The sequence below is a fragment of the Pseudonocardia xishanensis genome, assembly GCF_039541715.1.
In the GTDB taxonomy this organism is placed as follows: domain Bacteria; phylum Actinomycetota; class Actinomycetes; order Mycobacteriales; family Pseudonocardiaceae; genus Pseudonocardia; species Pseudonocardia xishanensis.
Genome location: NZ_BAABGT010000057.1, coordinates 1 through 19,137, shown reverse-complemented (window position 1 = coordinate 19,137; position 19,137 = coordinate 1). Strand labels below are relative to the sequence as shown.

Here is a 19,137-nt window from a genome sequence, read left to right as displayed (position 1 = left end):
CCGGTCTCGTCGACCACGAACACCCCGGACGGGGTGTCGCCGAGGTGCTCGATCACGTAGCCGCGCAGGTCGTCGCGGACACCGTCGACGTCCCAGTCCGCAGTGCGCAGCAGCCGCTGCATCCCGTCCGGCGACACCGCCCCCGCATGCTCGGCCAACGTCCAGCCGTTCTCGCGCTCCAGGCCCGCCAGCAGTCCGCGCAGGTAGGTCCCGACCCGGCGACGTGGCTCGGCCCTGCGGAACCGGCCAGCGATCAGCTCCACCACCGCGTCCAACGAAGCCACCCACCCGGCAAGATCAACCACACGGTGATCATCACCGCCCGACCAGGCTAAACCCTCTCACGACACGCCGAACTGCCGTTGCAGTACTAGTGCGTGTCACGAGGGCTGAATGGAGCCGGCGACGATCTGCTGGAGTGCGCGGATATGGCTTCGGTAAGCCGACTTGCCTTGTGCTGTCAGTGTCAACCAGACGCGGCGAGAGTCTTTCTGAGAGCGTTCCTGCGTGACATATCCAGCGTCGACGAGCGCTGCGACCTGCTTACTCAGCGCGGATGCGCTGATGCCGACGACATCCTTGATGACGGCCATCTCGACGGTGGTGCCGGCATCGAGCATGGCGCAGATCTTCAGCCGGTGAGTCGGATGGATGACCTGGTTCAGGTGTGCGGTCATCGCCGAGTGCTGCGGTAGTGCAGAATCGAGCCCAGGCCGTAGCAGATCACCGCCCCCACAGCGCACACCATGATGACCCATTCCAGGCCTGCGGCTCGCGTGAAGAGCGACACGATCACGAAGGCTCCAGAAGCAGCGACGAGCGCGCGGAAGCCCGTGCTACTCGGAATCGCGAACGGAGTGCCGATCAGTCGGCCTGCCCGGTAGTTGAGTGCGGCCAGGGCGACGCCGAGGACGAGCGCTACCACGGTCGCAAGCATCGCCGAACCGAGGAGTCCGGCCAGTGCCAGCCCACCCAGCAGGAGCGCGTTGAGCGGATACAACCACACAGGCCAGGGACGGTCTCGAACGGCGCGTCGCGCATCGGCGACGGCTTTGAGCCTGGTGGAGGCCTCACGCGGATCCGGGTCCGGCTCGATAGTTGCCATAGTGGCAACCATATTCGATGGTTTCCTGCAGGGCAACTATCAGTCCGGCTCGGGCACTACCTGAGACACCCGAATCTGCCCTTCACCCGCAACCACGACGCCCCGCCCGTCACCGGGCCGATCGCACACCACCTTGCTGGACGCCACGCCGGCTCAGAAGGGTCCACTCGCCGGCCAAGCGATGCAGCCCGGGGCCCGGTTACCGAGCAGGAGCTCGCATGGCCCCTGCGGGCGGAGGGCAAAGCCCCGAGCGGGCGGTGACGGCCAGCCGCTTCGCCCTGCAGGCGATCGCCTCACGCCAACGGAAGGGTGCTGGAGCCGCGAAGTCTTCGCCGCTCAGAGCGTTGTATAGACGATGGAAGCGAACCCCAACCTTCGCCTTGCACAAGGAAACCGGCGATGTGAGCTGCATTGCATCTTGCAGGCCAGAGCCTCACCGCCGCTGTATGGGCTGCCTCCTGCGACGCGAGATGGCCACAGCTCATTGCCATCACCAGTGCCCTCCCGTCCAGAGTAGACAGACCGATACATGGCGGCCTGCCCTCGATCCGACTCCTCGACCATCACCACGGCGGGGCCTCGCTGATGCTCGCCCGGGATCCCGACCAACTCACCCCCTACCCACGGCGCCTTCATCGCTGACAAATGACCGCGGCTCGCTGTGCATATCTGCGTCCGAGGGCGACGTGGTCGCGTACGGCGGGCATCGTTTCGGCGGCGAAGCGTTCGAGGACATCGGGCTCGTCGCTGGCCAGGATGAAGATGCTGACGCCGTCCTCGAGGGTCATCTGGGCTAGCGCTTCCGCGGTCTGCCGGCCCGGGAAGATGTTGAGCAGACGGGTGATGTCTCGAGGGTCCCGGCCTGCGGCCCGTGCGGAGTCATCGATGATGGCGTTGCCTTTGGGCAGGCCGCCAGGTTCCATGACCGGCAGGGACGGCAGCGACCCGTCAGCCTTGCGTCCGACCAGCTCCTGCATCTTCGGCTTGTGGGCGCCCAGCCAGATCGGGATGTCGTGTGCGGGCACAGGTCCGCGCTCGGCGCCGTGGACCGTGTAGAACTCGCCATCGACATCGAGGGGACCGGGGATGTAGGCGTCCCAGACCCCGCGGATCACGTCGATCGCCTCGCCGAGGGCCGTCACACCCTGCAGCGGGGTCAGCCGCCGTCCGCCGATCGCCTGCACGGCATCCCAGAAGAAGCCGGCCCCGAGCCCGAGGCTCGTTCGTCCACCGGAGAGCAGGTCGAGGCTGGCCATCGCGCGGGCGAGCACGGCGGGGGGTTGGCGTAAGGGCAGGTTCAGCACGTTGCCGGACAGGCCGATGCGCTCGGTCCGCGCGGCCGCCCAGCTCAGCAGGGTCCAGGTGTCGAGGAAGTCGGCCTTGTAGGGATGATCTTGGAAGGTGACGAAGTCGAAACCGAGCCGCTCACTGAGCTGCGCCAGTTCGATCGGACGGTGCGCCGGGGAGTTGGCGGGGGAGATGAATGTGGCGAAACGCAGAGGATGACCGTAGTCCGGCATCGATATCTCCTTCAGTCATTGGTGTGCGGCCGGCCATGACGAGGCGATGGCCGGGTGCACGCGAGTGGGGCGGATGGCCGCGTGCTCGCCGAGTGCACCCCGGCACCGGGGACGTCCTGGGTGTACCGCTGTTCGTGCCGTTCAGCGGTGCGGCTACGTGGCCGCGGCGGCCTGTGCTGCGCGGATGGCCTCTTCACCTGCAGGCCGGCCCCTGTCGTTCGAGGACGATCCGTACGGGGTGCCCCACACCGGCGTCCCCGTCGACTGACGCCGGCTGTCGGCCAGTGATCCCGCGTCCACGACGCCGTACCCGAGGGATTCGATGACGTCGGTCACCGCGGCCTTCGCGCGCTCGGAGTCCCCGGCGATCGGCAGGTACGAGCGGTCGGGTGCACCCGCCGGCCGGGCCAGCCGGCGCAGGTGCGTGAAGAAGATGGCTGCAGGTGTCGATCAGGGTCCTCCCGGCCAGTTCGGCGGTGGGTAGGTGGGGGAAGGACGACACCGGCACCGACATCACGACGATCTCGCCGGCCGCTGCGGCCTCCTCACTCGTCGTGGCGGACGCCTGCGGCCCCGGTCGCGCGATTGTGTCGGGACCGCGGGAGTTGCTGAGCACGACCTGATGCCCGGCCTCGACGGCGAACCGCGCGATGGTCGTGCCGATGTTTCCGCTTCCGATGAAGCCCACGGTCGTCATGAGGAGTTCCGTGGTCCGTTGGTGGTCACGCGGGTCAGCCGTTCCTCACCAGCTCGTTGACGGCGTGCGTGTCCTTGTAGAAGGCGTCGGCGCCGAAGATCTTTCCGCCGCGGACCCGGTAGTGCTCCACGACCTTCATCGGCAGTGAACGCCCGGTCTTGCGGGAGGTGAACACGGCGTCGAGCCGCAGCTCCAGCACGTCGCCTGCGCGAACGATCTGATGCTCGCGCACGGTGAGCTCCGCCAGCAGGTCGATCTCACGGGTCAGCCGTGCGAACCCGTCCGGCCCGCGCCATTCCCCGCCCCAGGGCAAGCTCCTCGCCTCCCACCAGACGGCGTTCTCGTCGACCATCGCAAGGCCCCCCTCGCCGCCTCCGACGAACTTCTCCAACGTGGCCACGTCGTCGTCCTGGGATGCTGAGGAGACGTCGGGGAAGTAGTGGCCGTTGTCCAGATCCGCCAGGAGGGCGGGTCGGCCGGGGTCCCAACCCAGGGTCCGGCGGGTGATGAGGTTGGACGCCGGGTAGCTCTGGGTGACGATGTTCGCGAGGAAGCCGAAGTACCCCGGCGTCATCAGCTCGTCCTCGGGGATGCTCACGACGGGCAGGTCCAGGCGGCTGCCGATGGCCTCCGCGATGTCCCGGAAGGGAATTCCCCCATCCTCGACCGCGTGCCAGTACCTGCCTGCCGGCCCTTTCTCCAGCGCGAGGCGAAACAGGGAGGCGAGATCGCGGACGTGCACCGCGTTCCACAGGTTCGTGCCCTCTCCGGAGTGACCGACGAAACCCTTCTCCTTCGCCAGCGCGATCAGCAGGGGAAGGAAGCCGGCAGTGTCGGTCGTGTCGTGCACGATGGTGGCGATCCGGACGACCGACGATCGCACTCCACGCTCGGCGAGGTCGATCACGGCCCTTTCCACGACGTTGCGAGCCCGCAGCGTGCCACCGTGCTCGTCGCCACTGGGCAGGGCCGGATCCTCCTCGACGGCCGGTCGCCCCAGGCTGCCCGGAGATCCGATGCTCCCGGCCACGACCAGCGGTTTGCCGGTGCCCGCGAGCGCCTCGCCGTAGGTATGCATGACCGCGATCTCTGCGGCGGCCACGGCGCTCATCCCGCCGGTGGGGAGCAGGTCCTGGCGGTGGGCGAGGTGGACGACACCGTCGGAGTCCGCGGCCGCCTCCTCGAGCCCGTCGAGGTCCTCGAGGTCGCCGCGCCGCGCCGTCGCGCCCAGCGCGGTCAGCGCGGCGGCGGCCGTGTCCGAGCGGGCCAGGCCCATGACCTCGTGGCCTGCGGCGACGAGCTCGGGGATGATGAACGAACCGGAATGGCCGGTTCCACCGGTGACGAAGACGCGCATCAGTTCTCTCTCTCCGTGCTCGACGGAACTGTCGTTCCCCCGTGCTGTCGACCGAGTGCGGGCGCAGTCAGTCGAGGATCTGGGCGCCGAGGGCGACGTTGAAACCTGCGCCGCTGCGGGCCAGGCCCATCAGCAGGAGGCCCGCTCCTTCCAGCCAGTGCGCCATCGCCAGCCCGCCGACATCCCGCGGCGTCAGGCCCAGGCTCTCGACGAACGCCGCCACACTCGCCTTGGCCGCCGCGTCGTCGCCCGCGAGGAAGACATCCAGTCGGCCGCCCTGGGCGAGGACGTGACCGAAGACGGTGTTGAAGGCCTTGACCACGTGCGCGCTCGCCGGCAGGGCCTCGGCGATCTGTTGCCCGGCGGAGGTGCCCTCCGGGGTGACCAGCGTGGTGTCGTCGGCACCGGCGAACGTGTTGGAGATGTCGACGACGACCTTGCCTACCAACGCGTCCCCATACTGTTCGACGACCGGTACGCCGCCCGCGTGTGGCACAGCGAGGATGACGATGTCGCCGGCCGGGGTGGCTCCGAACGTCCCGGTCATGGCGCGGCCTCCGAGCTCGGCAGCGAACTTTTCGGCCTTGGCCGGGTCACGGCCGATGACCTCGACGACGTGGCCGCCTGCGAGCGCCCGCTCGGCGAGAGCGCGGGCCATGCCGCCGAGGCCGATGATGCTGATGCCGCCCATGGGTGTCCCTGCTTTCCGTAGTGGAGTGAGGGGCCCGTGCCCACCGCGTCCGACGTGCGGTGCAGGGCCTCGCAACCCGACGTTGCCACCGGCCCGGGGTCGGAGTCCAAGACCTCTTTCGATCACGGCGATACCATGGGGGCATCGCCGCACCAGGAGGCTCCGTGGATCTCGACCTGCGCAAACTGCGCTACTTCGTCGCCGTGGCCGACCGGTTGCACTTCGGCCGGGCCGCCGACGACCTCCACATCGCCCAGCCGGTGCTCAGCAGGCAGATCCGCGCACTCGAGCACGACCTCGGGGCCGCGCTGCTGATGAGGGACAGCCACGGGGTGACGTTGACCGACGCCGGCGAGCAGCTTCTCGCCGACGCCGGTCCGTTGCTGTCCTCTGCCGCCGCGGCCCGCCATCGGGTGACCCTCGCCGCCCGCGGCGGCCGTCGGCTCATGGTCGGCTTCCGGGCCGGCGTCGCGGTCGCCCCGGCGATCGAACGGTTCGCCGAGCGGCACCCGGACGTGGTCGTGGACGTGCAACGGCTCGAAGGGGACGACCAGGCCGCCAAGCTGCTCGACGGCCGCATCGACATCGGCTACGTACGGCTGCCCATCGACGAGACCGGACTGCGCGTGATCCCGGTGTACACCGAGCCGCGGGTGGCGGTCCTGCCCACCCGCCACCGACTGGCCGGCAAGGAACAGATCACCCAGGCCGATCTGGCCGGCGAGCCTCTGCTGTGGGACTCCGACCCGAGCACACAGCCCACGAGCCGTCCGCACCCCAACGCCGGGTATCTGGTGCGCGGAGTCGACGAGACACTCGAGCACGTGGCGTCAGGCCGGGGCATCTCGTTTCTGGCGCGGTCGGCGACCGTGTTCTACTCGCACCCGAACATCAGCTACGTCCCCGTCTCGGACATCGAGCCCGACCAGGTGTGTCTCGCCGTCACGGCATCGCGCACCTCCACCGTGGTCGACGACTTCGTCGCTGCAGCCCGAGCCACAGCCGAGATCACAGCGGAGTGTGGGAACTACGAGATGTGGCAGCGTCAAGGCCTGCGCTGACACGCGACTCGGGCGATGTGCCGAGGAAGGACCCCCGGGCTCAGCCGGCGAAGTCGTCGACGCCGAGGGCGAAGTCCCAGTGGCCGACCCCGTTGCCCGCGAGGCCCACCGTGATCACGCCCATCCCTTCCAGCCAGTGCGCCATCCTCAGACCGCCGACATCGCGCGGGCGCAGCCCGAGGCTCTCGACGAACGCCGCCACGTCCGACTTGGCCTGCGCGTCGTCACCGGCGAGGAAGACGTCGGGACGGCCCGTCTCCAGGACGCCACGGAAGATGGTGTTGAAGGCCTTGACCACGCGGGTGTCAGCGGGAGCCACCGTGGCGACCTCCTGCGCGATCGAGGTCTCCTCGCTGTGGGCGAGGCCGTCGAACGTGGCGTTGAAGGGGTTGCTGATGTCGACGAGGACCTTGCCCGCGAGCGCGTCTCCGTACTCGGCGACAACCGGAACGACCCCGTCGAACAACAGGGCCGCGACGACGATGTCCCCGGCGGGGACGGCGCCCCACTCGCCTGTCGTCGTGCCGCCGCCCAACAGGTCGGCCAGCCGGCGGGCCTTGGCCTGATCTCGTCCCATGACCTCGACGGTGTTGCCGCCCTTCACCGCGAGCGCGCCGAGGGTGCGGGCCATGTTGCCGGTACCGATGATGGTGATGCTGCTCATGAGGTGTGCTCTCTTCTCAGATTGCGTGGTGCCGCCGTCGGCGACCAGCTCGAGGCCGTTGACGTAGCTGGAGTGGTCGGAGGCCGGGAACAGGGCGACGGAGGCGATCTCCTCGGGACGCCCCATCTGGCCACGAGGACATGAGGGACTCGAACGCGGCTTTCGTCGCCTCGTCGAACAGTTCCTCCTGCTTGGCGGTGGCGACCTGGCCGGGGTCAGGACGTTGACCCGGATCCGGCGGTCGCGCAGCTCGTTGAGCCAGACCCGTGCCCACGACTGCTGGACGGCCTTGCTCCCTGCGTAGAGGCTCCAGCCAGGGAAGGCGCCCAGGGAGGCGTTCGAGCCGGTCATCAGGATCGAGCCGCCGTCGTTGATCAGTGGTAGGGCCTTCTGCACGGTGAACAGGATGCCGCGCGCGTTGAGCCGGAACGCGCGGTCGAACTGTTCCCCGGTGATCACCGCGACCTTGCCCTCGAGCTCTCCCACGATCCCTCCACCCTTAAGTAAACTATCCTGTGTACTTGACTCTAGGGGTCGGACGGACGGAAGTACAAGTTAAGTACACAGGTCAGTACCGAGGGGTCTATGGTGGAGCCATGCCAGAGGTGGAGAAGGGCCCCCTGGGCCGACGTCGCGGCCGGGGTGCACGCGAACGCATCCTCGGTGCGTCACAGCAACTGTTCCGCGACCAGGGCATCAACCGCACCGGCATGGATCAGCTCTGCGCCGTCGCCGAGGTGTCGAAACGCACCGCCTACCAGCACTTCACGAGCAAGGACGAGCTCGTCGCCGAGTACCTGCGCCGGTTCGATCCAGAGGTCCTGCCGGGAGTGTTCGACCGCACCGACCTCACCCCTCGCGAACGGCTCCTCGCCGCCTTCGAGCTGCCCCCGTCCACACCTTTGTGCCCCTACCTCGCCGCGGCCGTCGAGCTCCACGACCCCCAGCACCCCGCGTCCGAGTACGCACGGGACTACAAGACCGCCATCGCCGCGCGGCTCACCGCCACTGCCCGAGAAGCCGGCGCCACCGACCCCGAACAGCTCGGCGAACAGCTGGCCCTTCTCATCGACGGTGCCTCGGTCCGCACCCGAGTGCTCGACCGCGACTCGTTCCCCACCGCCGCCGCCATCGCAGCCATCATCATCGACAACGCCATCCCCGCGTCGTCGGCTCAGCAGCCCGGCGACGATCGCGAGACCACAGCCGGTCCGGCGCGGCCCACGCGTTAGCTGCCAGGACTCGCACAGGGGAGCGTGTCACGAGATCGGGCCGCGCCCTCTCGACGGGCTGAGGCGCAGGATGGTCGGGTCGACCCCGGACCATCGACGTCGAGAGCGAGTCGAACCCCAGACCTACGCATTACGAGGCAACCGAGGAGCGTCCCTCAGCGCTCCACCAGCACCGATCGCGCGGCTCACGATCCTCACGGTGCTGACATCACTGGCAAACCTCGGAACTCATGCCACGGGCCATGCCACACAGGCGTCGCCATGTTTCATCGCGGCGACAGCACGATCTCGTCGATCCCGTCCAAGCGGCGCCGGCGCTTGCGCACGATGACGGGCTTGAATTCGGCGTCGCAGTCGCGCGGGACCGGTATGGGTCGAGCTAGAGGAGACCGTGCGATCGCGCCCGGGTGATCAGCTGGGCGCGGTTGCGGGCGTCGAGCTTGCGCATGACCGTTCGTAGGTACGCCTTGACCGTGTTCGACGACAGCTGAAGCTGTTCAGCGATCTCGATGTTCGTGAGTCCGCTCGCGACGAGGCGGACGACGTCGTACTCGCGCGCGGACACGAGGGCGGTCTCCGCGGCCGCGGAGCCGGTCGCGTCGTCATCGGCGCTGCGGTAGCGGCCGATGCGGACGACGTCGTGGATCGCGGTGGCAAGCGTTGCCAGGGACGCGTCCTTGACGACGAGTCCTGCTGCTCCCGCTGTGAAGGTGGAGGCGACGCTGACGTGCTCGGGGAAGGCGGTGAACAGGAGAATTCTGGTGACGGGTGAGACCTCGCGGATTCCGGCCACGATGTCGGGCGCCGCGAGGTCGGGCATCCGTACATCGAGCACCACGACCGCGGGGCGGAGTCGGCCGCATACCGACAACGCCTCCTCACCTGTCGTGGCGACGCCGATGATGCGGATGTCGCGGTGGTGGCTGAGCTGCGCCGCGACGCCATCCCTCACCACGGGATGGTCGTCGACGACGACCACCTCGATGCTACCGGTCAGCACGGCAGCTCGATCCGCCACGTGGTGCCTCGGCCGTCGGGGTCCCCGGTCACGGTGAGGCGTCCGCCGAGTCGCTCTATAGTCTCGGCCGTGGTGGTCAGACCGATGCCGTGTGGCTGGTCGTCCGAGATGCCACAACCGTCGTCGGTGACTGCCACGACGATCCGCTCGGGGGCTCGGTGCCGGCTCACCGTCACGACGACTCCGTTGGCGCCGGCATGCTTCTCGACGTTGAGCAGCGCTTCCCTCACGGCGCTGAGCACCGCGGGTCGGCGGCCGGGTGACAGCGAGAGGTCGTCGTCGAGCATGACGAGCTCGGCCGGGATTCCGGCGCGATCGGCGAACGCGGCGCAGTCGGCGCGCAGGGCGACCGCGAGCTCGAGAGCGGTCGGCGAGGCGTGCAACGCGCGCAGCGAATCGCGCAACGCCGTCGACGCCTGAGCGGCATGGGATTGCAGCTCTCGAAGCCGCGCACGGAGAATCGGATCGGTGCCGGCCGCCTCGACGAGCGTGGCCATGCCCGACCCGATCGAGAACAACAACGCTCCGACGCTGTCGTGCAGCTCCGCGGCCATCCGGGAACGCTCGGCGTGGACCGCGGCGTCGCGGGCAGCTCGCGCGCAATCGGCGACGGCGACCGCGCGGGACACCTCGTCGGCGACGCTCGCGGCGTAGTCGGCCGCGATGCTGCCGAACACGCCGTCGCCACGGGCACCGACCGCGAGCACGCCGAGGACCCTCCCTGTCGCCATGACGGGGACCGCGAGCAGGCGACGGATACCCTCCCGGTCGATGTGGTGGTCGAAGGTGTGGGTGATCTGCGAGGCGGCGAAGTAGTCGTCGACCCACTCGGCGCGCTGCTGGAGGAAGACCTTCCCGGTGAGGCCGAGACCGGCGGGGATCTGGAGCCCTTGAAGGCCCGAGCCCCTGGACCCGCCGAGATGACGAAGGACGAGGCCGCCGTCGAGGTCCTCCGAACCGAGCTCGGCGATCCAGGCAACGTCGCCGAAGGTGCGTGTGACGACGTCGACGGCTGCACGCCATGCCCGGTCGCGTTCGACGAAGGCTGCGAGACCCGCGCGCCGACGCACGAGGTCTCGCAGCACGTCGCCGTCCATGTGTCTAGTTAATCGCGGTGTCGACCGTGGTGTCGACCGTGATGCCGACATCGAGCGATTTGATCAGCTCGCGGCGCATGATCTTGCCGGTGGAGGTCGCCGGCAGTGCGTCGACGAACTGCACCCGCCGCGGCGCCTTGTACGCGGCGAGGTGCTCGCGGGCGAACGCGATGAGCTCAGGCTCTGTGATCGTCGAGTCCGACGCGCGCACCACGTATGCACAGGCCAGTTCGCCGCGAACCGGATCCGGCACGGGTCCGACCGCAACCATCGCGACGCCGGGGTGGGCGGCGACGACGCGTTCGATCTCGGCAGGGTAGACGTTGTAGCCGCCGGTGATGATCATGTCCTTGCGCCGGTCGACGACGAACACGTATCCGTCCTCGTCCATCGCGGCGATGTCGCCGGTGTGCAGCCAACCGTCGGGTTCGAGCGCCTCGGCGGTCGCCTCGGGCCGCCCATGGTAGCCGAGCATGACGATGGGTCCACGAATCATCAGCTCGCCCGGCTCACCGGCCGGGACGGTCCGCGTCACGTCCTCCAGGTCGGCGATACGCACCTGCACCCCGGGTAGCGAGACGCCGATCGACCCCGGAGGCCCGGGCACGTGTACCGAGTGCGTGATGCCGATCCCTGAGATCTCGGTCATGCCCCACAGCTCGATCAGCGGCGCACCACAGCGCTGCTCCCAACTCTGCACGGTCGACACCGGGATGGTCTGGCCACCGACGGTGCACCGGGTCAGCGACGACAGGTCTGCACCGGCGAGGTCGGGGTGGGCCAGCAGCATCGCGTACATCGCCGGGACGCCTTCGAACAGGGTCGCGCGGTGCTCAGGGATCAGGCGCAGCACAGTAGCCGGGTCGAAACGCTCCATCAGCACCACGGTGCCGCCGACCAGGAACGTCGAGTTGATCACCACGTTTCCGTAGACGTGCGGCGCAGGCAACGCGGTGACGACGACGTCGTCTGCCGTGCGGCCGTGCATGGTCGCCGTCATCGCGCAGTTCCACATCACCGCCCGGTGGCTCTGCACCGCACCCTTCGGATACCCGGTCGTGCCGGAGGTGTAGCCGATGGTGCACGCGTCGCCGGGGTCGGGGTCGACGTCCGGCACCGCACCAGTCGAAGCCAGCAGGTCGTCGAACGGCACGACCCCGTCCGCGTCGCTCCCGCCGAACGCGAAGACCCCGTTCAGCTGAGGCAGGTCGACCGTCAGCTCGGCGACCCGGGGCGCCTGCTCAGAACTGGTCAGCACCGCCGCGGCGCCGCAGTCACGCAGCACGAAAGCGACTTCCTCGGCGGTGAGCATGACGTTCACCGGGTTCACGACTGCGCCGGCCTTGAGGGCGCCGTGATAGGACACGACCCACTCCCAGCAGTTCTGCGCGTACAGCGACACCGGCTGGCCCGGTCGCACCCCACGCTCGGCGAGCCCCGCTGCGACCCGGTCGCTGAGCTCGTCGACCTCGACGTAGCTCAGGATGCGGTCGCGAGTGACGAGCGCCGTCTTGGCTCCGAACCGGCGGGCGAGGGCGGGCAGGATGTCTCCTGGCCTCTTCATCGTCAGTCCTCCTCCCTGTCACAGACCCGTGTAGAGCGCCTTCTCGAACTCGGCGTAAAGTTCCATCGACTCAGGCGTGACGAAGGGCAGGAACTGGCTGTAGATGGCACCGGTGACCCCGGTCGTCCGATCGACCCAGAAGTGCGAGTTGCAGAGCCCGGCCCAGGCACCGCTCCACGGCGCTCGCATCCCCGCCTCCTGCTGGGTGTTCAGCATGAGCCCCAGACCCCACACCCGCCCGGGTCCGGTCGGGAAGTCACAGCTGTGCATCGGCGATGCCGTCGGAATGACCTCCGGCATGGTCAGCTCACCCACCTGGTTGCTGAACGCCGCATCGACCGACTCCCGGGACAGCACGCGGACGCTGTCCAGCTCGCCGCCGGACAGCAGCATCCGCTGGAACCGCAGGTAGTCGCGCGGGGTGGAGTACAGCCCGTGCCCACCCGGCCACCAGTCCGGCTCCCGGGGCCAGTCGATGTCGGTGGCGACCCAGGCGCCTGCCTCGCCCTTGACGTGTACCGGCGACAGCCCGGCGCGCTGGTCCTCCGGGATCGCGAACGCGGTCGAAGCCATCCCCAGCGGTTCCAGGATCGACTCCTTGAGGTGCACGTCGATGGACTGGCCCGACACCGTCTCCAGGATCAGGCCGAGCCAGTCGGTGCTGTGCCCGTACACGATCTTCGTACCCGGGTCGGCCACCAGCGGCGCGGTGAAGGCACGTGCGTCACCGGCGAGGACGTTCGGGACACCAGTGGCGGCCTCCCACGCGACGAGATCGGCGTTCCAGAACCAGTATCCGAGTCCCGACGTGTGCGAGGCGAGCTGGCGGACCGTCGCGCGAGATGCCGGCGGTCGCAGCTTCGGGGTGTCTCCCTCGACGCTCTCCAGCACCATGAGGTCGTCGAACTCCGGGCGGTACGACGCCACCGGCGCGTCCAAGTCGATCCGGCCCTGCTCGACCAGTCGGTGCACGGCCGCAGTCGTGATCATCTTGGTCATCGACGCCAACCGGAACGTCGTGTCGGGGCCTGCGGCGTCTGCCGACCCGACCGCCCGAGGTCCGGCCCCGCCCTCGTAGATCACACCGTCGCGGTCGGCCGCCACCGCGACCGCGTTGGGCACGTCACCGCGGTCGACCGCGGCCCGGAGCAGCTCGTCAATCTCAGCCTTCATGTGAACTCCCTCGTTCCAAGGCAGGCTTGGTAGACAACCAGTAGATCCGGATCGCCGCGAGCCGCACTACACCCGAATGGATAGCGGCTGCGGCCGCCTCTCGCGGAGGGGGCAGGCGCGTGGATCCGCCGATCTCGGCCCCGACGCGTCCGGACGTGACACTAGATGAGCCCGGCTCGCTGGGCCTCCATCACAGCTCCAGTCCGGTTCCGCACCGACAGCTTCCGCATCGCGCTCCGCAGGTACGCCTTCACCGTGCCCTCCGTGAGGTAGAGGCGGGCTGCGATCTGCCCGTTCGTCGCGCCGTCAGCGATGTGGCGAAGGACCTCGGTCTCTCGCGGCGTGAGGAGATTCCGGTTGCTGCGCGACGATGAGCCGCAGTCACCACCGGCGACCGCCCCCTCGGCGATCGTTCGTGTCGACGCACTCAGATTCCGCGCCAGCGCGAAGGCCGGCAACGCTGCGAACCGCTGCGCCCAAGCCATTGCGGCGTGAACCATGCCGGGGGGTCGTATCGCCCGAGACCTCCACCCCGCCCCCACGACACCCACCACGGCGCCATCCACCACGACGGGAAGTACCAGCACCGCGGTGAGCCCTTCAGCACGGACGATCGGGTCGAAATGATGAGTGATCACCGACGCGGTCAGGTACGGCTCGACGAGCAATGGCATACCGCTAATCAGCACCTGCCCGCCCACCCCGTGGCCGGCGACGATGCGAGCTCCCTGCAGAGCATCCGTCCGAGATCCGATCACCGCCCGGACCACCGCCGAGCGAACCGCGTCGGACCGGTGAACAGCGAGCGGGCAGCCCGCCGCAAGATCGGCCTGGCAGACGAGGCGTAGGCCGTCCAACAACGCGACGAGCTCCCCCTCCCCGGAGCACGACCTCGTGTGGGGCGGTGGTGTGGTGGTGATGTCGTCGGCGGCCATGTCCAGCCTTCTCTTCCGGCCAGTACGACGCGCCGGGACCATCCGGCGTCGTCGCCTCATCACCGGGGAGGAGACCGTGCTCCTTCGTCCTGCACTACGTCCGAATGGGCGCATGGTCCGCTTCGTGATCGCAGGACCGCATCGAACGACCGACCGGGCCGTTCTCTGGACCCGCACCGCCATGCCGGCAGTCGAGCCCAGAGAACGGCCCCGTCACGCGGATGCAGGTCCGGGTGTGCTGGGTCCCGAACGAGCACCGCGTACGAATCAGCTACGGTCCGGGAACACGGACCCCTACGCCGTGCAGAACGCCGGGAGCGCGTCGGCCATGGCCATCGTGAACGCGTTGCCGAACTCCGCGCCATGCGCGCCGCCCAGCGGGGCCACGTTCGCCCGGCGCTCGGACAGGACGTCGTGAGGGTCCTTGCCCGCGCGGAAGTCCTGGCACCCCGCCGCGAGCTCACGCTCGACGACACCTCGACCAGCGGCACCGAGCACGTCGCCGGTCGGCAGCAGCGTGTCGGGGCCCATCAGTGCGGCTCCGGCCTCCTCGCCGGCCGTGATGTTCGCCAGGGTTCTCACCAGCGATGCACTGATAGCGGTGATCGCTTCTCGGGAGAGCTTCGCGTAGCCCTCGTAGTAGAGCTTCCCGTCACATCCGGCCGGGCTGCACCCCTTCGGGGCCCAGGGCCCGACTGCAATGGAGCGGGAGAGGTCGCCGTTGGTGATCTGGTCAGTGAACAGCTCGGGATCAAGCGGAGCGCGCACTGGCTGCGGGTTGTGCCACGGACCCGGGTCGGGCTGCGGTGCGTCCATCACCGCCGCGGAGACTTTTCGCCAGAACTCGTGGTAGAACTCGCCCATCTCGACCGAGCACACCGACTGCGCGGTGTCGAGGACGTCGGCGGTGATCGCGTCGGGCGCCGTGGTCTGGACGACGGACATGTTCAAGCTCGGGATCTCGTAGGTGTGGATGCCTCGCCAGCCGTAGCTGAAGTACATGTCGCGGGGGGCGGACTCGATCAGCGGCCGGTCGAGGGTGGCGTCACCGGTGCAGATCGTGCCGACGGTCTTGTAGGAGTCTCCGCTGTTCAACCAGGTCAACAGACCGTAGGACGGCTGACCGATGTGGTCCAGCGGCTTGATGAGCTCGTCGTAGAGCCCCTTGGCGATCAGCTCTCTGCCCCCGACAGTCCCTTCACCGTCCATCAGGGCACCGATCAGAGCCATGTGCCTGGGCGAGGAGAAGAGGTGGTGCGAGCCGAGCGTGTGACCCACCCGATCCCGCAGCCAGAACCACGAGTCCCTCGGGATCCCGAGCGGCTCGAACATCTCCTTCTGCACCCAGTCCTGGTAGTCGACGTCGCCGCCGAGCGCACTCTCGATCACATGCGGGACCAGGTTGAGTGGGATCTGGTTGTACTCCCAGAACGTACCGGGCGCGTGGTCCTGCGGGTCCGCATACGCGATCTCGACCCCGTCGGGCGCCGCCGTTTCCGGCCAGACGTACTGCGTGTGCATACCGGAGCTCATCTCGAGCAGCTGACGCGTGGTGATCGTCAGCTTCACCGGATCGACGTCCTCGGCCGTCTCCGGGACGTACTCACCGATCGGCTCGTCGATGTCGATGATCCCGAGCTGCTGTGCCCGCAGGGCGCTGAGCGCGAGGACGGTCTTCGTGTGGCTGAAGTTGTTCCTGGGAATGTCCGAGACCAGGCCGTCATAAGGGCCGACGAAGACTTCGCAGCCATTGCGATAGACACGGAAGCTCAGGGTGCCGCGGGAAGCCGCGAACCCGGCGGCCTCCCTCAGCTTCTCGCTGCTCAGTCCCACTTCCTCCGGAGTCGCCTTCTCGAAGACACCATTCACCGGACTGCCACAGTGCTTCTGACCGTCCGCAACTGCTGCGCTCGCTGTCGGCGCTATGGCCACTCCTACTAGAGCCATGGCACTGACCGCGAGGACGACGAGCTTACGCCCTCTCACATCGATCTCCTTTGTTCGACACAAGGGCGATCAGCCCGCCAACCGTCAGGCCAGCTTGGGGAGCCCGAGTGATCGCGCGTCGTACGCGCAAGACTCATCGGCCACTGCGGTGGCGGGCTGTCGCCTAGTGACGCTGTGCGTCGACTCGAAAACGTTGGGGCCGCAGCCCGGGTACGCTTCCTCGCCACCAATACTGTCGCAAGACAGTAGCCGTTCCCTCGGAAGGGGAACGCCGACGGGCGGCCTACATCCCCAACTGCTGATGTGCAGGGACTGTCAACTTTCCGGCTCTGGCGCAGCAGCGGTGGTAGGCCGGGTCAGTTGAGCAGGATTCGTCGGCGGAGTAATGCGAAGCTGGCTCGCCCGTACATCTGTCGCTTGAGCAGTTTGACCTTGGTGTTCGCGCCCTCGATGGGGCCGTTGCCGTAGGGGAGGGTCAGTCCGGCGACGACAGCCGGGAGGTCCTTGCGCAGCCCGCGGACGAACCCGTGTAGGGAGGACAGGTCGGTGTCGTCGACGATGCTCATCCAAGCGTGCAGCTCGTCGCCGCGCCGCTGGGTCGGCAGTGCCGCGAAGTCGCGGACGTGCCCGACCAGGGCAGTGAGCTGCGAACAGCTGCTCACGAGGTCCTCGAGGTGAGTGCGTTCGGGTTCGGGGAGATCCGCCGGGCGGGTCATGATCCAGGAGACCAGCCGTCGTGGAGCAGGGATGTCGCGTTCGGTGTCGGCGCGGCCCTGGTCGAGGTAGCGCACGAGCAGGTTCGCGCTGCCGGGGTAGCCCTGTTCGCGGATCTCGGCCAGCAGCCGGGTGGTGGGCACGTTCGGATCGAGTGTCAATCGTCGGCGGAGGTGGTCACGGTAGGGGTCGACCAGGGTCGTGCCGAATCGGGGTGGGCGGACCAGGTCCTGCGAGGTTGCGGCGCGGGCGTAGCGCTTGACGGTGTTCAGCGCCCAGCCGAGCCGCCGGGCGCACTCGAGTAGGCCGATTCCCTGGTCGAGCAGTCGGTGTACCTGGGCGTGCCTGGCTCTGGTGTGCGCTCGGCCAGGGGCCGATTCTGCTGTACCCGGTCCGGCTGGGCCGCAGTCGCGGGAACCGATCTGCCGGGGTCGGTGTCGGGATCGGGGCGCCAGGAGTCGGAGTGCGCGATCACGGTCTTCTCCACCGCCGCCCCGAGTCCGTGCCACAGGTGCCAGTGGTCGCTGACCTGCATCGCGTCGGGTGCGCCGTCGCGGATGGCTTCGGCGCAGGCGGCGGAGCCGTCTCGGCAGACGACCTGGACACCGGGACGCTGGCGTAGCCATTCGGCGAGCGTGGCGGCCTTGCGGTCGGGCAACACGTCGATCCGGCGATGGGTGACCGGGTCGATGACCATGCTCATGTAGCGGCGGCCCCGACACAACGCCACGTCGTCCACGCTGAGCACCGGCGGCACGGGGCCGGTGGTCGACGGTAGCGGGAGCATCAGCAAAGTGCGCAGGACCGTCGAGCGGGACACCGCGACCCCGAGCAGGCCCAGCACCGCCGAGCCGGCTCGTCCGGCGAGCCGGACCGCGATCTGCCCGATCATCTCCGTCAGTCGGACCGTGCGCCGCGCAGTTTTCACCGAGAGCAGCGGGATCTGCTCCCGGAACGTCCGCTGCAGACACGACGTGTCGGTGCAGAGCCGCCGGACGCGCAGCTCCAGGACCATCCGGCGGCCTGCGACCGGCAGGTCATTCAGATGCCGGACCTGCCAGGCGTGCACCCGCTGCGACCGCGTCCCACACGCCGGTCACGTTGCATCCCGCCGTGTGCTGCGTGCTCTGATCCGCATCACGGCAGCGACACCAGTCGCCCCCTCGATCACCAGCGAGGACAGACCGGGGAACAAGAGTTCGTCAAGATCATGACCGCACAGTCACGATCACAGACCGCGCTCGTTCACTCGTTCGTGACGCGCCGCTGGCACACCACCGCTTCTGTGCCAGAGCCGATGTTCTTACGGTCCCCCGCAGGGCTCAAGCCGTTAGCTCTCCGGACACGCAGGGGCGGTTCAGTCGGCGAGCTGGTCGACGATGGCTTGGGTTAGCCCGAACCCGACCGAATAGGCCAGGCGCTGAGACACGAGCCAGCCGAGGAGTTCGTGGGAGGCGCCGGCGCCGTCGATGCGGATCAGGACTTTCCGCCCGGCTCGGTGCCCGGGCCGGAGGCCGCGCAACTGGCGCAGCGCCGTCCGGATCACGGTGATGTGGTCGGCGGCGGTGTTCGAACCGGCGTTCCCGGGGTGCAGCAGCGCGGCGAGGGGCTCACCGGTCCCGGCAGCGCCGTGGTCGACGAACGCCCACAACGGGTGGTGCCCGAACCCCTTCTTGAACGTCGGAGCCGCTCCCTGCTTCTCGGAGTGGGCGGTGACCAAGGTGGCGTCCACGTCGATGACCAGTGGGTTCACGGCGTCAATGTCGTGGTCGGGAGCATGAGCTCCGGCCAGCGCCCAGGCGCGGGCCCTCGCTGCGGCGCGGGCGGTGTCGATCGCGGTCAACCCCGCGGCCGCGTCGGTGACGAGGCGATCGATCGCGCATGACACCGTCGGATCCGAGGCGACCGGCCCGAGCAGGGCGGGTTCGGCGCGCAACGACGCGACGTCGGCCAGGCAGTCCCCACCCACGACGAGCCGAGCGCGAGGTCGAGCAGGATCTTGGCCGGGTCGTGCACCGCGAGGCGGGGCCGCCACGGTTCCAGCGTCCTCGACAGGGCCCGGTCGAGGACGACCTTGCCGATGGTCTCGGTCAGCAGCAGCGTCCCCGCGTGCGACACCACCGCGGTCGCTGCCGTGTCGAGGTCCGGGCACGGGTAGAACCCGATAGCCTACTTCACCTGGCGGGTGCTCCTGCCTACGCGACGACAAGGACTTCAGCAATCCCCATCCTCGCTGGTCAGTGGCGCTCTCCAGCCTTCCGACACACCTCACGCGCCGAACCGCGATGAAAGCTCCGGGTTAGCCCCAATACCGTTCAGTTAGAGTGACACTGGTGTAGTTTTCCGGCCATGCCTCGTGCTG

General features: G+C 68.6%; 18 protein-coding genes and 2 pseudogenes. 2 read left to right on the top strand and 18 right to left on the bottom strand.

Going from position 1 to position 19,137, the window contains the following annotated elements; all coding sequences use genetic code 11:
- From ABD993_RS20585 to ABD993_RS20555, 7 genes are all read right to left on the bottom strand, one after another.
- A partial coding sequence (locus ABD993_RS20585) for a transposase (RefSeq protein ID WP_345420830.1) occupies positions 1–305 on the bottom strand: 305 nt, incomplete at its 3' end.
- 75 nt (positions 306–380) lie between these two features.
- Complete coding sequence (locus ABD993_RS20580; protein WP_345420827.1) at positions 381–677, bottom strand: transcriptional regulator; 297 nt, start codon at positions 675–677, stop codon at positions 381–383.
- Positions 674–1,105 (bottom strand): hypothetical protein, encoded by a 432-nt coding sequence (locus ABD993_RS20575; protein ID WP_345420824.1) that lies wholly within the window; start codon positions 1,103–1,105, stop codon positions 674–676. Before ABD993_RS20575 ends, ABD993_RS20580 begins: the two co-directional genes overlap by 4 nt.
- A 632-nt stretch (positions 1,106–1,737) precedes the next feature.
- Complete coding sequence (locus ABD993_RS20570; protein WP_345420821.1) at positions 1,738–2,625, bottom strand: LLM class flavin-dependent oxidoreductase; 888 nt, start codon at positions 2,623–2,625, stop codon at positions 1,738–1,740.
- 193 nt (positions 2,626–2,818) lie between these two features.
- Positions 2,819–3,322 (bottom strand): NAD(P)-binding domain-containing protein, encoded by a 504-nt coding sequence (locus ABD993_RS20565; protein ID WP_345420819.1) that lies wholly within the window; start codon positions 3,320–3,322, stop codon positions 2,819–2,821.
- Positions 3,323–3,356: 34 nt separating this feature from the next.
- Entirely contained in the window at positions 3,357–4,679 is a 1,323-nt protein-coding gene (locus ABD993_RS20560) for an NAD-dependent epimerase/dehydratase family protein (RefSeq protein WP_345420816.1), read from the bottom strand.
- Between the two features lie 67 nt (positions 4,680–4,746).
- Positions 4,747–5,370 (bottom strand): NADPH-dependent F420 reductase, encoded by a 624-nt coding sequence (locus ABD993_RS20555; RefSeq protein ID WP_345420813.1) that lies wholly within the window; start codon positions 5,368–5,370, stop codon positions 4,747–4,749.
- A gap of 164 nt (positions 5,371–5,534) precedes the next feature.
- Here ABD993_RS20555 and ABD993_RS20550 point away from each other — a divergent pair, with 164 nt between their 5' ends.
- Complete coding sequence (locus ABD993_RS20550; protein WP_345420811.1) at positions 5,535–6,431, top strand: LysR family transcriptional regulator; 897 nt, start codon at positions 5,535–5,537, stop codon at positions 6,429–6,431.
- 40 nt (positions 6,432–6,471) lie between these two features.
- Here ABD993_RS20550 and ABD993_RS20545 read toward each other — a convergent pair whose 3' ends face one another.
- The gene (locus tag ABD993_RS20545) at positions 6,472–7,095 is read right to left on the bottom strand and encodes an NADPH-dependent F420 reductase (RefSeq protein WP_345420833.1); all 624 of its coding nucleotides are present in this window, start codon (positions 7,093–7,095) and stop codon (positions 6,472–6,474) included.
- 36 nt (positions 7,096–7,131) lie between these two features.
- A pseudogene (locus tag ABD993_RS20540) lies at positions 7,132–7,596 on the bottom strand (SDR family oxidoreductase); the annotation flags it as partial.
- A 95-nt stretch (positions 7,597–7,691) separates the two neighbouring features.
- Between ABD993_RS20540 and ABD993_RS20535 the strand changes: the two are divergent.
- Positions 7,692–8,327, top strand: a complete 636-nt coding sequence (locus ABD993_RS20535) for a TetR/AcrR family transcriptional regulator (RefSeq protein ID WP_345420808.1) — start codon at positions 7,692–7,694, stop codon at positions 8,325–8,327.
- Between the two features lie 379 nt (positions 8,328–8,706).
- Here the strand turns inward: ABD993_RS20535 and ABD993_RS20530 are convergent, their stop codons facing one another.
- The 9 genes and pseudogenes from ABD993_RS20530 to ABD993_RS20490 form a co-directional block, all read right to left on the bottom strand.
- Positions 8,707–9,327 (bottom strand): response regulator, encoded by a 621-nt coding sequence (locus ABD993_RS20530; protein WP_345420805.1) that lies wholly within the window; start codon positions 9,325–9,327, stop codon positions 8,707–8,709.
- Entirely contained in the window at positions 9,321–10,442 is a 1,122-nt protein-coding gene (locus ABD993_RS20525; protein ID WP_345420803.1) for a GAF domain-containing sensor histidine kinase, read from the bottom strand. The genes ABD993_RS20530 and ABD993_RS20525 overlap by 7 nt, the downstream gene beginning before the upstream one ends.
- A gap of 4 nt (positions 10,443–10,446) precedes the next feature.
- Positions 10,447–12,006 carry a class I adenylate-forming enzyme family protein gene (locus ABD993_RS20520; protein WP_345420800.1) on the bottom strand — a complete coding sequence of 520 codons (1,560 nt, stop codon included), beginning with the start codon at positions 12,004–12,006 and terminating at the stop codon, positions 10,447–10,449.
- Between the two features lie 18 nt (positions 12,007–12,024).
- Positions 12,025–13,179, bottom strand: a complete 1,155-nt coding sequence (locus tag ABD993_RS20515; RefSeq protein WP_345420797.1) for a serine hydrolase domain-containing protein — start codon at positions 13,177–13,179, stop codon at positions 12,025–12,027.
- Between the two features lie 161 nt (positions 13,180–13,340).
- Positions 13,341–14,114, bottom strand: a complete 774-nt coding sequence (locus tag ABD993_RS20510; protein WP_345420794.1) for a response regulator transcription factor — start codon at positions 14,112–14,114, stop codon at positions 13,341–13,343.
- A gap of 294 nt (positions 14,115–14,408) precedes the next feature.
- Complete coding sequence (locus ABD993_RS20505; RefSeq protein WP_345420791.1) at positions 14,409–16,100, bottom strand: serine hydrolase domain-containing protein; 1,692 nt, start codon at positions 16,098–16,100, stop codon at positions 14,409–14,411.
- A gap of 317 nt (positions 16,101–16,417) precedes the next feature.
- Positions 16,418–16,918 carry a transposase gene (locus ABD993_RS20500; RefSeq protein WP_345420788.1) on the bottom strand — a complete coding sequence of 167 codons (501 nt, stop codon included), beginning with the start codon at positions 16,916–16,918 and terminating at the stop codon, positions 16,418–16,420.
- Between the two features lie 125 nt (positions 16,919–17,043).
- Positions 17,044–17,844: a transposase gene (locus ABD993_RS20495; RefSeq protein ID WP_345420786.1), complete on the bottom strand. Its 801-nt coding sequence runs from the start codon at positions 17,842–17,844 to the stop codon at positions 17,044–17,046.
- A gap of 321 nt (positions 17,845–18,165) precedes the next feature.
- Positions 18,166–18,941 (bottom strand): annotated as a pseudogene (locus tag ABD993_RS20490) (transposase); the annotation flags it as partial.
- Positions 18,942–19,137 lie beyond the last annotated feature (196 nt).

Excerpts from the sequence above, each read along its gene's own strand:
- ABD993_RS20580 (WP_345420827.1), bottom strand. The coding sequence starts at position 677 with ATGACCGCACACCTGAACCAGGTCATCCATCCGACTCACCGGCTGAAG.
- ABD993_RS20575 (WP_345420824.1), bottom strand. The coding sequence starts at position 1,105 with ATGGCAACTATCGAGCCGGACCCGGATCCGCGTGAGGCCTCCACCAGG.
- ABD993_RS20570 (WP_345420821.1), bottom strand. The coding sequence starts at position 2,625 with ATGCCGGACTACGGTCATCCTCTGCGTTTCGCCACATTCATCTCCCCC.
- ABD993_RS20565 (WP_345420819.1), bottom strand. The coding sequence starts at position 3,322 with ATGACGACCGTGGGCTTCATCGGAAGCGGAAACATCGGCACGACCATC.
- ABD993_RS20560 (WP_345420816.1), bottom strand. The coding sequence starts at position 4,679 with ATGCGCGTCTTCGTCACCGGTGGAACCGGCCATTCCGGTTCGTTCATC.
- ABD993_RS20555 (WP_345420813.1), bottom strand. The coding sequence starts at position 5,370 with ATGGGCGGCATCAGCATCATCGGCCTCGGCGGCATGGCCCGCGCTCTC.
- ABD993_RS20545 (WP_345420833.1), bottom strand. The coding sequence starts at position 7,095 with ATGAGCAGCATCACCATCATCGGTACCGGCAACATGGCCCGCACCCTC.
- ABD993_RS20535 (WP_345420808.1), top strand. The coding sequence starts at position 7,692 with ATGCCAGAGGTGGAGAAGGGCCCCCTGGGCCGACGTCGCGGCCGGGGT.
- ABD993_RS20525 (WP_345420803.1), bottom strand. The coding sequence starts at position 10,442 with ATGGACGGCGACGTGCTGCGAGACCTCGTGCGTCGGCGCGCGGGTCTC.
- ABD993_RS20520 (WP_345420800.1), bottom strand. The coding sequence starts at position 12,006 with ATGAAGAGGCCAGGAGACATCCTGCCCGCCCTCGCCCGCCGGTTCGGA.
- ABD993_RS20515 (WP_345420797.1), bottom strand. The coding sequence starts at position 13,179 with ATGAAGGCTGAGATTGACGAGCTGCTCCGGGCCGCGGTCGACCGCGGT.
- ABD993_RS20510 (WP_345420794.1), bottom strand. The coding sequence starts at position 14,114 with ATGGCCGCCGACGACATCACCACCACACCACCGCCCCACACGAGGTCG.